The following is a 14,382-nucleotide window of genomic DNA, read 5'->3' on the forward strand; positions in this document are numbered from 1 at the left end:
GCTTACGCGCCCCCTTGCGGATCGAGGCCGATCACGATGGTGTTGTCGTCCTGGTAGAAGTGCGGCGGCACCACCAGGTTGGTGGGTGCGGGCACGCCCTGGAACACGCGGCCGGCCATGTCGAAGCGCGACTTGTGGCAGGGGCAGAAGTAGCCGCCCTTCCAGTTCGGATCGTACGGCTCGGGCTTGATCTCGGCGGCCATTTCCGGCGAGCAGCCCAAGTGCGTGCACAGGCCGACCAGCACGGAGACTTCAGGCTTCAGCGAGCGCGTCTCGCCGGTGATGTACGACGGCTGCTGGTCCTTGTTGGTCGACTGCGGGTCGCGCAGGTTCGCATCCAGCGTAGGCAGCGCATCCAGGATCGCCTTGGAACGCTTGACGATCCAGATCGGCTGGCCGCGCCATTCCAGGATCAGGCGCTGGCCTTCCTGCAGGCCGGTGAGATCGGCGGTCACCGGAGCACCGGCCAGCTTGGCCCGGGCGCTCGGATTCCACGACTTGATAAAAGGTACAGCTGCAATGCCGGCACCCACTGCACCCACCACCGCGGTGGTCGCAGTCAGGAACCGGCGTCGGCCCGTATTCACAGGCCCATTGACCCCATCGATGGCCATCCGGCACTCCGCAAAACAATCAGGTAGCAAAAAAGGCTGCCAAGGCCGCACCCAGACACGGACGCGGGCCGCAAAAGACGGCAAAGTGTAACGGATGGCTTAATGGGCCGACAACGGCTGCCGTGGAATCAATGGCTTGCGTGCGCCCGAGGCGCCCGCCACGACTCAACGCGCGGCGACCGCCTGGCGGTAGCGGTCGGCCAGCACGGCGACGCGCTGCACGTAGCGCTGGGTTTCCTTGTACGGCGGGACGCCGCCATGGCGGTCCACTGCGCCTTCGCCTGCGTTGTAGCCGGCGGCCGCCAGCGTCAGGTTCCCATTGAAGCGCTTGAGCAGCCAGGACAGGTACTGCGCGCCGCCGCGGATGTTCTGGCCGGCATTGTAGGAGTCGGTCACGCCGAACCGGCGCGCCGTGGCCGGCATCAGCTGCATCAGGCCCTGGGCACCCGCATGCGACAGCGCCATCGGGTTGTAGGACGACTCGGCGTGCATGATCGCGCGCAGGATGGCCTCCTCCACGCCGAACTCGCGCGATGCCGCAGCGATTTCGGCCTGGTAGGCGGAGGTGTTCAGCCGCAGCCGGCCGAAGTCGACGCCGGGGTTGCCGCAGGCGAAACACGTTTCGATGTAGCTGTACTTGATGGTGCGCAGGCTGGCCACCTGCGTGCCGCCCTGCGGGCGCGCGCTGGTGTAATGACGGACGCCGTCCTTGATGTACGAATAGACCTGTCCGCTGACCACGCGGCGCGGACCGGTCGCGGCAGGCGCCGGCGCCGGGACGGCGGCCGGGACGATGGCACTGGCGGAATCCGACAGGGCGGGCGAGACGGCGGCGCCGATGGCCGGCGTTGCCTCGGCGGGCCGGGACACGGAGGCGACCTGGGTCGGGCGACTGCGTTCGGGCGTGTAGCGGCTCACGACTTCGCAACTGGAACCACTGACGCGCTTGCTAACATACGCCGGCACGCCGTCGGCGCCGGTGCACTTGTACAGCGTGCCCGCGCTGGCCGGCAGTGCGGTCAACGCGGCCAGCACGGCCAGAAGCGTCAGAGTCCCCCTCATGCCGCGCAGTGTCCCGAATTCCCGGGGGATTGCCAAGTCCTTGTCCAACAAAGGGTTCCTCCAATCTGTGCGGCCGGTCGGAGTTCCAACAGCCGGCGGCACGGCGGCCAGGGATGGCCTGTTACCCGCTATCAACGCCATCCGGTACGGGTTCCGGCCGCCCCCAGCGCGTAAACTACGCGGCCCTGCCCGCCCCACCCGACTGGATTAAGCGCCATGACCGGGACGCAAGCCCCCGCACTGCCGACCACGGCCGGCCCTGCCGTGACCGACCCCGCACTCGTCCCCCTGCCCGTTGGCCGCGCCCGCGTGCCCGATCAGGTGCGCGGCAAGCTGTACATCAAGACCCACGGGTGCCAGATGAACGAGTACGACTCGGCCAAGATGGCCGATGTGCTCGCCGCCTCCGACGGTCTCGAGCTGACCGACAACCCCGAGGAAGCGGACGTGGTGCTGGTCAACACCTGCTCCATCCGCGAAAAGGCGCAGGAGAAGGTCTTCAGCCAGCTCGGCCGCTGGAAGGCGCTGAAGGCCGGCGGCCGCGACGTCATCATCGGCGTCGGCGGCTGCGTGGCCTCCCAGGAAGGCGAGGCGATCGTCAAGCGCGCGCCTTACGTGGACCTGGTGTTCGGCCCGCAGACCCTGCACCGCCTGCCGGAACTGATCCGCGCCCGCCGCGAACAGAACAAGCCGCAGGTGGACATCAGCTTCCCCGAAATCGAGAAGTTCGACCGCCTGCCCGAGCCGCGCGCCGAAGGTCCTTCCGCGTTCGTGTCGATCATGGAAGGCTGCTCGAAGTACTGCTCGTTCTGCGTGGTGCCCTACACCCGCGGCACGGAAGTCAGTCGACCATTCGAGGACGTGCTGGTGGAAGTGGCGCAGCTCGCCGCGCAAGGCGTGCGCGAAATCAACCTGCTCGGCCAGAACGTCAACGCGTATCGCGGCCCCTACGGCGACGGTGAGGTCGCCGACCTGGGCCTGCTGATCCGCACCATCGCCGAGATCGACGGCATCGGTCGCATCCGCTTCACCACCTCGCACCCGCTCGAGTTTAGCGACTCGCTGGTGGACGCCTACCGCGACGTGCCGCAACTGGCCAACTTCCTGCACCTGCCGGTGCAGGCGGGCAGCGACCGTATCCTCTCGGCGATGAAGCGCGGCTACACCGCGCTCGAGTTCAAGCAGAAGATCCGCAAGCTGCGCGCCGTGCGGCCCGACATCTCGATCAGCTCGGATTTCATCGTCGGCTTCCCCGGCGAGACCGATGCCGATTTTGAGAAGACGATGAAGCTGCTCGAGGATGTCGGCTTCGACCAGAGCTTCAGCTTCATCTACTCGCGTCGCCCGGGTACGCCCGCCGCGGACCTGGAAGACGACACGCCGGACGCCGTGAAGCATGCGCGCCTGGAGCGCCTGCAGCAGCACATCAACGCCTACGCCGCGGGCATCTCGCAACGCATGGTGGGCACGGTGCAGTCGGTGCTGGTGGAAGGCCCGTCGAAGAAGAACGCGACCGAGCTGACCGGCAAGACCGAGAACATGCGCTCGGTGAACTTCCCCGGCCATCCACGTCTGGTCGGCCAGTTGGTCGACGTGGTGATCACGGAAGCGCTGACCAATTCGCTGCGCGGCCGCATCGCCGGCACCGACTGACGTCGCACCTCAGCCGACGGCAGGCAGGAGCACGCCGTCGCGCTCGTTGTCCCAGATCATGTGGATGATCTTCCAGCCATCCTCTCCCTTGTAGAGCTGGATGCTGTTGATGCCGCGGCGTTCCGCCACCGCATCGCCGGGCGCGTGGCGGGCCTCGTAGGCGCTCCAGACGTGGGCGATGTTGCCGAACACGCGGATCTCGCGCCCGGTCTCCACCTCGAAGAAATCCATCTCAGCCAGCAGTGCGTCGGCGTTGGCACGGTATTCCGCCAGCGAGAAAGACAGCCGCCATGGCGTTCCCTGCGCATCCACGCCCGTGCGGATCTGGCGGCAGTCGGGATGGAAGACATCGTCCTGCGTCGACCAGTCGCGCGGACCCGCCGGACCCGAGATCATCGCGTACATGGCATCCACCACCGCACCGATCGCTGCGTCGTCCATCGCTCGCCCCTCTTGCCGGAAGGTCGCCAGCCTATCAGTCCAGCCGCTTGCGGAACCGCAGGATCGCCGCCGTCATCATCACCGTGGTGAAGCCCAGCAAGGCGAGCACGTCCGGCCATAGCTCCCACAGGCTGGCGCCTCGCAACATCACGCCGCGAATCAGGCGCAGGAAGTGGGTCAGCGGCAGTGCCTCGGCGATCCACTGCACGACCTTCGGCATGCCGGCGAACGGGAACATGAAGCCGGACAGCAGGATCGACGGCAGGAAGATGAAGAACGTCATCTGCATCGCCTGGAACTGCGATTTGGCGCCGGTGGAGATCAGCAGGCCGAGCGTCAGGTTCGCGACGATCAGCAGGCAGGCGGCGATGTAGACGTGCAGCAGGCTGCCACCCAGCGGCACCTGGAACAGCCACATGCCCAGCGCCAGCACCACCGTGGTCTGGACGAAACCGGTGGCCACGTAGGGCAACACCTTGCCGATCATCAGTTCTGCGCTGCTGACGGGCGTGGCGATCAGCAGTTCCATGTTGCCGCGCTCGCGTTCGCGCACGATGGCCACGCCGGTGAACAGCACCATCGTCATCGTCAGGATCACGCCGATCAGTCCCGGCACGATGTTCACCGCCGAGCGCCGCTGCGGGTTGTAGAAGCCGACCACGCTGATCGTGCGCGTCGCCAGCGGGCTGCTGCTGCCGTCCAGCGGCATCTGCGCCAGTTGCGCGGCAGCGCTCTGCACGGCGTTGTCGCTGCCGTCGACGAAGATCTGCACGGCCTCGCGGCCTTCCGCCCGGCGGCGCTCGTAGTCCGGCGGAATCACCACGCCGATGCTGATCTCGCCCTGGCGCATCGCCTGCACGAGTTCCTGCGGCGTCGCAGCTTCCTTCGTCGGGGTGACCACGCCGGTGGCGACGATGTCCATCATCAGCGCGCGCGACGCGGCCGTGCGCGACTGGTCGGCGATGCCGGCGGACAGGTCGCGTAGGTTGGTGTTGATCGCGTAACCGAACAACAGCAACTGCATCACCGGGATGCCCACGATCATCGCCAGGGTGATGCGGTCGCGCCGCATCTGCCGCAGTTCCTTCACCATCACGGCCATCAGGCGGCGGAACTTCATGCGGTCTCCTCGCGCGCAGGCTGGCCGCGCGTGGCGGAGACGAACACGTCTTCCAGATTGGCCGGCGCCGCCGACACCTCCGCGCTGATGCCAGCCGTGCGCAGGCCCTGTGCGATGCGGTCCGCGGCCTGTCCGTTCTCGGCCAGCAGCACGCGCAGCACGTTGCCGATCTGCGCCACGCTGATCACGCCGGGCAGGCCGACGAGGACTTTCTGCGCCTGGCGCGGCTCCGGCGCGTCCACGACCAGCGTGCGTCCGGCGAGCTCCCCCGTCAGCGCATCGGGCGTGCCGTCCGCGACCAGCACGCCACGATCAAGGATGGCGATGCGATGGCAGCGCTCGGCCTCGTCCATGTAGTGCGTGGACACCAGCAGCGTGGTGCCGGCGTCGGCGAGCTCGAAGAGCTTTTCCCAGAAATCGCGGCGCGATTCGGGATCGACCGCGCTGGTCGGTTCATCGAGGAACAGCAGCTCCGGCGAATGGATCACCGCGCCCGCGAGCGCGAGGCGCTGCTTCTGCCCGCCGCTCATCGTGCCGGCCAGTTGCTTCTGCCGGTCCTGGAAGTGGTACTGCTCGACCAGTTCATCGATGCGACGCCGCGCCTGCGCACGCGGGATGTCCTGCACCGCTGCGAGGAACTCGAGGTTCTCGCGGACAGTGAGGTCTTCGAACAGCGAGAATTTCTGCGTCATGTAGCCAATGCGCGTACGCAGCTGCTCGGCTTGTTCCGGGATGCGCAGGCCCAGCACTTCGATGGCGCCCGCGGTCGGCGTCAGCAAGCCACACAACATGCGGATGGTGGTGGACTTGCCGGAACCATTCGGCCCAAGGAAGCCGTAGACATTCCTACGCGGCACCTGGAGGTCGACGCCGTTCACCGCAACCAACGCACCGAAGCGCTTGGTCAGCCCGCGGACGCGGATCGCCATTCCCTCGTCATTCGTCGCCATCGGACACCACATGCAGCGGCGCGCCTACCGGAAGGCTGGCGGCGTCCTTGCCCAGGCTGATTTCAGCGAGGTAACTCAGACGCGCGGCGTCCTGACCGGTCAGCGCGAAGTACGGCGTGAAGCTGGGCTCGCTCCGGATCATCCGCACGCGGCCCGCGTGTGTCGCACTCTCGCCCCCCAGGCGCACGCGCACGGTGTCGCCGACTTTCAGCCGGTTGCGTATCGCCTGCGGCAGGTACACGCGCGCATACGGCGCATCGCCGACCAGCATGACCGCGAGGGGCGCACCGACCGGCGCCTGGTCACCCAGCTTGTAGGGAAGGCTGTCGATGCGGCCCGCACGTGGCGCGACGATGGTGAGCTTTTCCAGCGTCACCGCCTGCACCCGTGCCTGTGCATCGGCCGAAGCGACGGCGGCCTCGCCTTGGGCGAGCTGTTCGACGCGCGTGCCGTGCTCCAGCTCCAGCAGCGCAGCCTGCGCCACGCGCACTTGTGCCTGCGCGCTCTGCGATGCCGCGCGCGCACGATCCACCTCGGAGGCCGCCACCAGGCGCTGGCGTCCCAGCGGTTGCAAGCGCGCGTAATAGGCATCCGCATCCCGGACTTGTGCCTGCGCAGCGGCCAGGCTGGCACGCGCCTGGGCGATGGCCTCGACGCGTGGGCCGGCGCGCAGTTCTGCCAGGGCTTCGCGACTCTGCGTGGCTTGCGCCTGTGCGGCGGCCAGTTGCGACTGGGTGCGCGCCAGTTCGAGCTGCAGCAACGGCGCGCCTGCGGCCACCTGCTGGCCTTCGCGCACGTCGATGCGCACGATTTTCTCGGCGACCGGCGACGGCAGCGTCACCCGGTCCCACTCCAGCGTGCCGAGCGCCTGCGGCGCATCCGGCTTGCAGCCGGCCAGCACCATCAGCGCGATCGCGAGGGTCGCGCGGGTCGGTTCATTTCGCATGGTCGAGCTCCAGGCCGCGGTCCAGCAGCACCAGCGTGTGCCGGCGCAGGTCGTCGAAATCGATGTCGTCGGCGCCGAACAACTGGCGCCAGATCGGCGCGCTGGCCATCGGGAACATGGTCAGCCCGATCAGCGAAACCATCAGCAGGCGGGGATCGAGGTCGGGGTTGAGTCGTCCGGCCTGCTGTGCGGCGGCGAAACGACCCGCCATCATCTTCGGGAGCAGCGGGCCGACCTGGCCGATCATCACCTCGCGCAGCGCGCCGCCCTCGCACAGGATTTCGCGCACCCAGAGGGTCGGCAGCCAGGGATGCTGCGCGACCACGCCGCCGATGCCCTGCACGAACCCGGCCACCAGCCCCGCCACGTCGCCCTCACCCGCCTGCATCACCGGTGTGCGCATCTGCGCCACCACCGGCAAAAGCCGCTCGGCCACGACCGCCGCTTGCAACTGGGCCTTGTCACCGAAGTAGTAGTGCACCAGCGCCGGGGTCACGCGGGCTTCGCTGGCGATATCGCGCAGGGAGCTGGCGGCGATTCCCTTCCTGACGAAACAGCCCAGCGCGGCGTCGAGCAGCGTCTCGCGGAGATCGGCGGATTCGGCGGTCGGGCGACGGCCGCGCGCGCGCCTGCGCGGCGTGGCGGTCGTTGTGCCGTTGGCGGCCATGTCGGTCTTGGGTGGTTTCGAAGAGGTCATGACTTTATTTAATTTATGATTTAATTAAATTTCAAGCGACATCCGACGAGCGGCGCGTGATGGTCCGCCTCATCGCCGCCGGGTTACGCTGCCGCCCGTCCTTGTATCCAATGGAATCGCCGCCATTTCCCCCGACAGCCCGCGCCTGTGGGTGTTCACCCTGGAAGCCCGTCCGCAGCCCGACAGCCCTGATTTCGTGGAAGCCGGCGGGGCCTTCGTCACCTGCTACCTGCGCCCGGATTTCGTGCCGGATCCGATGCATCGCGCCATCGCCTTCGTCCGCGAACAGGGATGGGAGGTCGTCGCCGTGGAGGACGAACCCGTGCGGATCGAGCGCCATGACGCGCCGGAGGAGGAACACTTCGACCAGGCCCTCGTCGACGACGAGGTCTACGTCTTCCACCAGTGGCCGGTGGACGACGCGGACGAGCACACCCGTCACTAGCGCCACGCCTTGAGACCCCTGCCTGCCCCATGACCGCACCCAGCCACCACGAATTCACCCTGCAACCCGAGAACGTCGAGCGCCTGGCCAACCTGGCCGGTCCGTTCGATGCGCACCTGCGCCAGATAGAACTGCGCCTGGGCGTGGAGATCGCCAACCGCGGCGCCATCTTCCGCGTCACCGGGCCGGAGAAGTCCGCTGCGGCGGCAGAGAAGCTGCTGCATGCGCTGTACGAGGAAACCGCCAGCGAGACCTTCGACAGCGAAGCCATCCACCTGCGACTGAACGCCGCCAACGTCGACCGCATCGCCGACGAGGACTACCAGCCACAGGACGTGGCCATCAAGGTCAAGCGCGGCACGGTGCGCGGCCGTGGCGCCAACCAGGCCAAGTACCTGCATGCCATCGCCACCCATGACATCAACTTCGGCATCGGTCCGGCGGGCACCGGCAAGACGTTCCTGGCCGTGGCCAGCGCCGTCGAAGCATTGAACGAATCGCGCGTGCAGCGCCTGATCCTGGTGCGCCCGGCGGTGGAGGCCGGCGAGAAGCTCGGCTTCCTGCCCGGCGACCTCACCCAGAAAGTCGACCCCTACCTGCGCCCGCTGTACGACGCGCTGTACGAGATGCTCGGCGTGGAAAAGGTTGTCAAGCTGCTGGAGAAGAACGTCATCGAGATCGCGCCGCTGGCCTACATGCGCGGCCGCACGCTCAACGACGCGTTCGTGATCCTGGACGAAGCGCAGAACACCACCATCGAACAGATGAAGATGTTCCTGACGCGCATAGGGTACGGGAGCACCGCCGTCGTCACCGGCGACCTGACCCAGATCGACCTGCCCAAGCACCAGAAATCCGGCCTGAAGGACGCGCTGGAGGTACTGCGCGGCGTGGACGGCATTTCGTTCAACTTCTTCACCAGTCGCGACGTCGTGCGCCATCCGCTGGTCGCGAAGATCGTGCGGGCTTACGATGCACGCGACGGCAAGGACGCGGAGATGGAACCGGCCGCGTGACGAACGCGGTCGAGCTTGCCCGACCGCTTTGCCCCGCAGGATGATGGCGCCACGAGCAGTCGAGCGGGCTCGACTCTACCGAGACATACCCCATGACCCAAGGTCCCGTCCGCCTCGAAGTCGCCGTGAACTACGCCCTGCCGCGTGTCGGCATCCCGTCCGCGGTGAGTTTCCGCAAGTGGGTGGCGGCGGCGCTGAAGGGCCGCATCCGTGAGGCGGACCTGGCCATCCGCATTGTCGACAGCAAGGAAGGCCGCGCGCTCAACCGGCATTACCGCGGGCGCGACTATGCGACCAACGTGCTGAGCTTCCCGGCGGAGATGGCGGAAGGCGTCAAACTGCCGAAGGGCGTGAAGATGCCGCTGCTCGGCGACCTGGTGATCTGCGCGCCGGTCGTCGCGCGCGAAGCGAAGGAACAGAAGAAGCCACTCGCCGCGCATTACGCCCACATGACCGTGCACGGGACGCTGCACCTGCTCGGCTGGGACCACGAGGACGACAAGGAAGCCGAATGCATGGAACAGCTCGAGCGCGGGATCCTGGCCGAACTCGGCATCGCCGACCCCTACGCGGAAGACTGATCGCATGCGTCGCACGTCCTTGTCCGCCCCGTTGCTGGCGCTGCTGCTCCCGCTGTCCGCCACCGCGCAGGAAGCATCCGTCGACCTCGCCGCCCTGATCGAATGCCGTGGCGACCTGGCCCGGCTCATGGCGTTGGCGCCGGCGCTTGAAGACCCGCTAAAGGCGGTCGCCCAGGGCTGGCAGCCGTTGCCGCAGGCGAACATGTTCATGACCGAATATCGGCTGGCGTCGCCGATCCGGGTGTTCGGGCACCAGACAGCCCACATCGCGTTTTCCGGCGGTGGCGTGGTCGCCCTGCTGGACCTGCCCGATCCACGCACCCTGGCCAGGCAACTGGCGCTGGAGACCGCCATCGACACGCCCGAGAAGGCGATGTTCGGCAAGGAAGTCCGCAGCGAGGAAACCCTCGACCCGGACACCGGCAAGGTCATGATCGACTCGGCGGTGCTCAACGTCAGCAACGTGTCGTCGCACCCGGGCAAGACCCTCGTCGGCTGCAGTTACAGCCTGGACCTGCTGGAGGACGAGCCCGCGGACACGCCTGCCGACCCCGGCCAAGCGCCTGCGCCAGCGGTCCAACCGGGTTAGACTGGCCGCCACGCCCCGCACGGGCGACCTTTCCGAAGAGATGTCAGAAGACGACAGTACCCTCGCGCCGGATGGCTCCGACAAACCGTCGGAGAAGCGGCGCACCTGGCTGGACCGCCTCAGTTCGGCGTTTTCCGGCGAACCCAGCACACGCGACGATCTGGTGGCCATCCTGCGCGATGCGCAGTCCGACGGCCTGATCGCGGGCGACACACTGAAGATGATGGAAGGCGCCATCGCGGTCGCCGACCTGACCGTGGGCGACGTCATGGTGCCGCGCGCGCAGATGGTCTCGCTGCCGGTGGAGGCGCGCTTCCTTGATCTGATGAAGGATGTGGTGGAGTCCGGCCATTCGCGCTTCCCGGTGCATGGCGAGAACAAGGACGAGATCCTCGGCATCCTGCTGGCCAAGGACCTGCTGCGCGGCGTCGTCGCCGACAACGGCCCGGGCAGCGTGCGCGAGTTGCTGAGGCCCGCGGTGCTCATTCCCGAATCCAAGAAGCTCAACCTGCTGCTGAAGGAGTTCCGGCTGTCGCGCAACCACATGGCGATCGTCGTGGACGAATACGGCGGCGTGGCGGGCCTGGTGACCATCGAGGACGTGCTGGAGCAGATCGTCGGCGAGATCGACGACGAACACGATGACGCCGAGGACGGTGCCGCACTTATCGCGGCGCAGGCCGACGGCCAGTTCGTCGTGGATGCCTTGACGCCGATCGCCGATTTCAACGAGCGCTTCGGCGCCGACTTCCTCGACGACGAATACGACACGGTCGGCGGCCTGGTCACCGCCGCCATCGGCCACCTCCCGGAAACCGGCGAGGAACTGACACTCGGACGCTTCATGTTCCGCGTGGCGCGTGCCGATGCGCGGCGCGTGCACGCCTTCCACGTCGGCGTGCTGGCCGATGCGTAGCGCGGCCACGCGCCTGGCGCTGCTGGGCGCACTGTGGTTGCTGGCGGCGACGGCATGGGCGGCACCGCGGATCGGCGTGGCAACGATGCAGCCGGGCGAGGTGTTTTTCGAGCGCTTCGGCCACAACGCCATCGTGGTGATCGATCCCGCCAGCGGCGATGCGATCTCGTACAACTTCGGCTTCTTCGATCCGGGCGAAGCGGACTTCGTTGGCAACTTCGCCCGCGGCCACATGATGTATTACCTGGTCGCACTGCCGTTCGAACAGGACCTGACGCAGTACCGCGACAGCGGACGCGGCGTGTCGCTTCAGTGGCTGGACATCGAGCCCGCGCAGGCGCAGGCGCTGGCCGATGCGTTGGCCGAACGGGCCAAGTCCGAGAACGCGCGCTACCGCTACGACTACTTCACCTCCAACTGCTCCACCCAGGTGCGCGACGCGTTGGACGCCGCGCTCGGCGGCCGGCTGAAATCCCAGCTGGCCGGACGCTCGCGCGGCAACACGTTCCGCAGCGAGGCCGTGCGGCTCGCCTCGCCCGCGACGTGGATGTGGCTGGGCTTCGACCTCGGGCTGGGTCCGAATGCGGACAGGCCCATGTCCCGATGGGAGGAAGCGTTCGTGCCGATGCGCCTCGCCGACAGCCTGCGCGAGGCGAAGAATGCCGTGGGTCGACCGCTGGTGCAGTCGGAGATGCAGTTGCTGCCGCACCGCATCGCGGCAGAGCCTGTCGAGACGCCCCGCCGCTGGCTGCCGTGGCTGGGTGCGGGCGTGCTGGTTGCGATCGTCATGGCACTGGCGGGTCGACGCTGGCCGCGCGCGCTCGTCGCCGTGGCGCTGCCGTTCTGGCTCGTCTGCTTCATCGGCGGCTCGCTGCTGGTCTATCTGTGGGGTTTCAGCGACCACTGGGCCGCGTGGGCGAACCGCAATCTGCTGCTGCTCAATCCGTTGTGCGTGCTGCTCATCCCCGGCGCAATTGCCGTGCTGCGCCGCCGCACGCCGCCGCGCTGGTTCGGTTGGTTGCTCGTGGCCATCGGCGCGGGTGCGCTGGCCGCGTGGTTCCTGCACTGGCTGCCGTTGCGGCTGCAATACAACCAGACCTGGATCGCCCTGCTGCTGCCGGTGCACCTGGCGCTTGCATACGTATTCATGCCGCGACGCTTGTCGCACTGAGCCCCGCCACGCACGATGCGGCCCTCTGCCTATCGCGAGGGTCGCATGCTCCGTTTCCTCTCCACGTTTGTCGTGCCCCTGACGGTCGTGTTCGCCGTCGCCTCCTCCGCGCACGCCGGCCCCGGCCCACGCGTCACCTCGCCGGACGGTTCCCTCATCGTCGAGCTGTCCACCGACAACGATGGCCGCCCCGCGTACGCGGTATCGCGCAAGGGCCAGCCGGTCATCGCACCGTCGCGGCTCGGCTTCCTGCTGCTGGACGCGCCGAAGTTCGAGCGCAACATCGAGATCGTGCAGCCGCGTACGCGCGCGTTCGACGAAACGTGGGAGCAGCCCTGGGGCGAGCGCCGCTTCATCCGCAACCACTTCAACGAACTGACGGTCACGCTGAAGGAGAAGGCCAAGCCCTTCCGCAGCTTCGACGTGGTATTTCGCGTGTTCGACGACGGCGTCGGCTTCCGCTATCGCTTCCCGAAGCAGCCCGGCCTGGAGCAGGTGAAGATCAGCGAGGAGCTGACCGAGTTCTCGCTGGCCCGTGACGCGACCGCGTGGTGGATTCCCGCCGGGGAATGGAACCGCGAGGAATACCTGTACCACCGCACGCCCGTGCAGCAGGTCGGCGATGCGCAGACGCCGATCACGTTCAAGTTCGAGGACGGCACCCACCTCTCGATCCACGAAGCCGCGCTGGTCGACTACAGCGGCATGAACCTGACCCGCGTCGAAGACCGAAAGCTGAAGGCCGCCCTGACACCGGGCATCGGCGAAGGCAAGGTGGTGCGCGCCGCTCCGTTCGACACGCCCTGGCGGACGCTGCTTCTGAGCGATGATGCCGCCGGTTTGGCGATGTCGTCCCTGACCCTCAACCTCAACGAGCCCAACGCGCTCGGCGACGTGTCGTGGGTGAAGCCGATGAAGTACGTCGGCGTGTGGTGGGAGATGCACCTGGAGCTGAAGAGCTGGGCCTCCGGCCCCAAGCACGGCGCCACCAACGAGAACGTCCGCAAGCACATCGATTTCGCCGCGAAGCACGGTTTCGGCGGCGTGCTCGTCGAAGGCTGGAACGTGGGCTGGGACGGCGACTGGTTCGGCAACGGCGAGGATTTCAGCTTCACGAAGTCGTATCCCGACTTCGACCTCGAAGCGCTCAGCCGCTACGCCCGCTCGAAGAACGTGGTGCTGATCGGCCACCACGAGACTTCGGGCAACGCCGCGCATTACGAGTCGCAACTCGATGCCGCGTTCGACCTGTACCAGCGCGTCGGCGTGCCGGCGGTGAAGACCGGCTATGTGGCCGATGCCAGCCAGGCCAAGGTCACCGGCACCGACGGCAAGCGCCACTATGCGTGGCACGAGGGACAGGACATGGCGCGCCACCACCTGAAGGTGGTGACCGAGGCGGCGAAGCGCCATATCGCTGTCAATCCGCACGAGCCGATCAAGGACAGCGGCCTGCGCCGCACCTATCCGAACTGGATCACCCGAGAAGGCGCGCGCGGCATGGAGTTCAGCGCCTGGGGCCAGCCCGGCAATCCGCCGGAGCACGAGGCCAACCTGGTGTTCACCCGCCTGCTCGCCGGGCCGATGGACTACACGCCGGGCATCTTCGGCATGAAGACGCGCTCCACCGACGGCATTGCCACCACCTGGGCCAAGCAGCTCTCGCTGTATGTCGTCATCTACAGCCCGCTGCAGATGGCCGCGGATCTCCTCGAGAACTATGAGAAGAACCCGGCGCCGTTCCAGTTCATCAAGGACGTGCCGGTGGACTGGGACGACACCCGCGTGCTGAACGGTGAAGTGGGCGACTACGTGACCATCGCCCGCAAAGAGCGCGGCGGCCCGAACTGGTACCTCGGCGCGCTGACCGACGAAGACGGCCGCACGCTCAGCGTGCCGTTGTCGTTCCTCGACGAAGGCCGTCGTTACACCGCGCAGATCTACCGCGACGGCGACAAGGCCAACTGGAAGACCGCGCCGCAGGACATCGCGATCGAGGAGCGCAGCGTGACGCGCGGCGACACGCTGACGCTGAAGCTGGCACCGGGTGGCGGCCAGGCGATCCGCTTCGTCGCCCAGTGAAGTGGACCTGGTTGTGGGAGCGACGTAAGTCGCGAACCAGGATCAGCGATGTACTAGACCGGCCATCGCGACTGACGTCGCTCCCACAACAGCGGACCG

Annotated in this window: 15 protein-coding genes; 8 read left to right on the plus strand and 7 right to left on the minus strand. The window is 67.4% G+C overall.

All coding sequences use genetic code 11. The features are described 5' to 3' along the window. Nucleotides 1-2: 2 nt before the first annotated feature. On the minus strand, nucleotides 3-614 hold the full coding sequence (petA, locus tag ACSQ19_RS02870) for a ubiquinol-cytochrome c reductase iron-sulfur subunit (RefSeq protein WP_299346303.1): 612 nt from the start codon (nucleotides 612-614) through the stop codon (nucleotides 3-5). Nucleotides 615-779: 165 nt separating this feature from the next. Further along, entirely contained in the window at nucleotides 780-1,676 is an 897-nt protein-coding gene (locus ACSQ19_RS02875) for a lytic transglycosylase domain-containing protein (RefSeq protein WP_296278795.1), read from the minus strand. A gap of 216 nt (nucleotides 1,677-1,892) precedes the next feature. Here ACSQ19_RS02875 and miaB point away from each other — a divergent pair, with 216 nt between their 5' ends. Further along, nucleotides 1,893-3,329, plus strand: coding sequence for a tRNA (N6-isopentenyl adenosine(37)-C2)-methylthiotransferase MiaB (gene miaB, locus ACSQ19_RS02880; RefSeq protein WP_435999860.1), 1,437 nt, complete (start codon nucleotides 1,893-1,895; stop codon nucleotides 3,327-3,329). A gap of 9 nt (nucleotides 3,330-3,338) precedes the next feature. Here miaB and ACSQ19_RS02885 read toward each other — a convergent pair whose 3' ends face one another. The 5 genes from ACSQ19_RS02885 to ACSQ19_RS02905 are packed head-to-tail and all read right to left on the minus strand — an operon-like array spanning nucleotide 3,339 to nucleotide 7,483. After that, the gene (locus ACSQ19_RS02885; protein ID WP_435999862.1) at nucleotides 3,339-3,770 is read right to left on the minus strand and encodes a hypothetical protein; all 432 of its coding nucleotides are present in this window, start codon (nucleotides 3,768-3,770) and stop codon (nucleotides 3,339-3,341) included. 34 nt (nucleotides 3,771-3,804) lie between these two features. Further along, nucleotides 3,805-4,890: an ABC transporter permease gene (locus ACSQ19_RS02890; protein ID WP_435999864.1), complete on the minus strand. Its 1,086-nt coding sequence runs from the start codon at nucleotides 4,888-4,890 to the stop codon at nucleotides 3,805-3,807. Continuing rightward, nucleotides 4,887-5,813, minus strand: coding sequence for an ABC transporter ATP-binding protein (locus tag ACSQ19_RS02895; protein ID WP_436001075.1), 927 nt, complete (start codon nucleotides 5,811-5,813; stop codon nucleotides 4,887-4,889). The genes ACSQ19_RS02890 and ACSQ19_RS02895 overlap by 4 nt, the downstream gene beginning before the upstream one ends. 13 nt (nucleotides 5,814-5,826) lie before the next feature. After that, nucleotides 5,827-6,786, minus strand: a complete 960-nt coding sequence (locus ACSQ19_RS02900) for an HlyD family secretion protein (RefSeq protein WP_435999866.1) — start codon at nucleotides 6,784-6,786, stop codon at nucleotides 5,827-5,829. After that, the gene (locus ACSQ19_RS02905) at nucleotides 6,776-7,483 is read right to left on the minus strand and encodes a TetR/AcrR family transcriptional regulator (protein ID WP_435999868.1); all 708 of its coding nucleotides are present in this window, start codon (nucleotides 7,481-7,483) and stop codon (nucleotides 6,776-6,778) included. Before ACSQ19_RS02905 ends, ACSQ19_RS02900 begins: the two co-directional genes overlap by 11 nt. Nucleotides 7,484-7,634: 151 nt before the next feature. Here ACSQ19_RS02905 and ACSQ19_RS02910 point away from each other — a divergent pair, with 151 nt between their 5' ends. The 7 genes from ACSQ19_RS02910 (at nucleotide 7,635) to ACSQ19_RS02940 (ending at nucleotide 14,283) form a co-directional block, all read left to right on the plus strand. Continuing rightward, the gene (locus ACSQ19_RS02910; RefSeq protein ID WP_299346283.1) at nucleotides 7,635-7,928 is read left to right on the plus strand and encodes a hypothetical protein; all 294 of its coding nucleotides are present in this window, start codon (nucleotides 7,635-7,637) and stop codon (nucleotides 7,926-7,928) included. A gap of 29 nt (nucleotides 7,929-7,957) precedes the next feature. Next, the gene (locus tag ACSQ19_RS02915) at nucleotides 7,958-8,944 is read left to right on the plus strand and encodes a PhoH family protein (RefSeq protein WP_435999871.1); all 987 of its coding nucleotides are present in this window, start codon (nucleotides 7,958-7,960) and stop codon (nucleotides 8,942-8,944) included. A gap of 92 nt (nucleotides 8,945-9,036) precedes the next feature. Further along, complete coding sequence (ybeY, locus tag ACSQ19_RS02920) at nucleotides 9,037-9,525, plus strand: rRNA maturation RNase YbeY (protein ID WP_296278803.1); 489 nt, start codon at nucleotides 9,037-9,039, stop codon at nucleotides 9,523-9,525. A 4-nt stretch (nucleotides 9,526-9,529) separates the two neighbouring features. Beyond that, nucleotides 9,530-10,114, plus strand: a complete 585-nt coding sequence (locus ACSQ19_RS02925) for a hypothetical protein (protein ID WP_435999873.1) — start codon at nucleotides 9,530-9,532, stop codon at nucleotides 10,112-10,114. A 40-nt stretch (nucleotides 10,115-10,154) separates the two neighbouring features. After that, nucleotides 10,155-11,030 carry an HlyC/CorC family transporter gene (locus ACSQ19_RS02930; protein ID WP_296278805.1) on the plus strand — a complete coding sequence of 292 codons (876 nt, stop codon included), beginning with the start codon at nucleotides 10,155-10,157 and terminating at the stop codon, nucleotides 11,028-11,030. Further along, nucleotides 10,981-12,201 carry a lipoprotein N-acyltransferase Lnb domain-containing protein gene (locus ACSQ19_RS02935; protein WP_435999876.1) on the plus strand — a complete coding sequence of 407 codons (1,221 nt, stop codon included), beginning with the start codon at nucleotides 10,981-10,983 and terminating at the stop codon, nucleotides 12,199-12,201. Before ACSQ19_RS02930 ends, ACSQ19_RS02935 begins: the two co-directional genes overlap by 50 nt. 45 nt (nucleotides 12,202-12,246) lie before the next feature. Further along, nucleotides 12,247-14,283, plus strand: coding sequence for a glycoside hydrolase family 97 protein (locus tag ACSQ19_RS02940; protein WP_435999878.1), 2,037 nt, complete (start codon nucleotides 12,247-12,249; stop codon nucleotides 14,281-14,283). The last annotated feature ends 99 nt before the right edge of the window (nucleotides 14,284-14,382 follow it).

The organism is Pseudoxanthomonas sp. LjRoot127 (assembly GCF_964253495.1).
In the GTDB taxonomy this organism is placed as follows: Bacteria; Pseudomonadota; Gammaproteobacteria; order Xanthomonadales; family Xanthomonadaceae; genus Pseudoxanthomonas_A.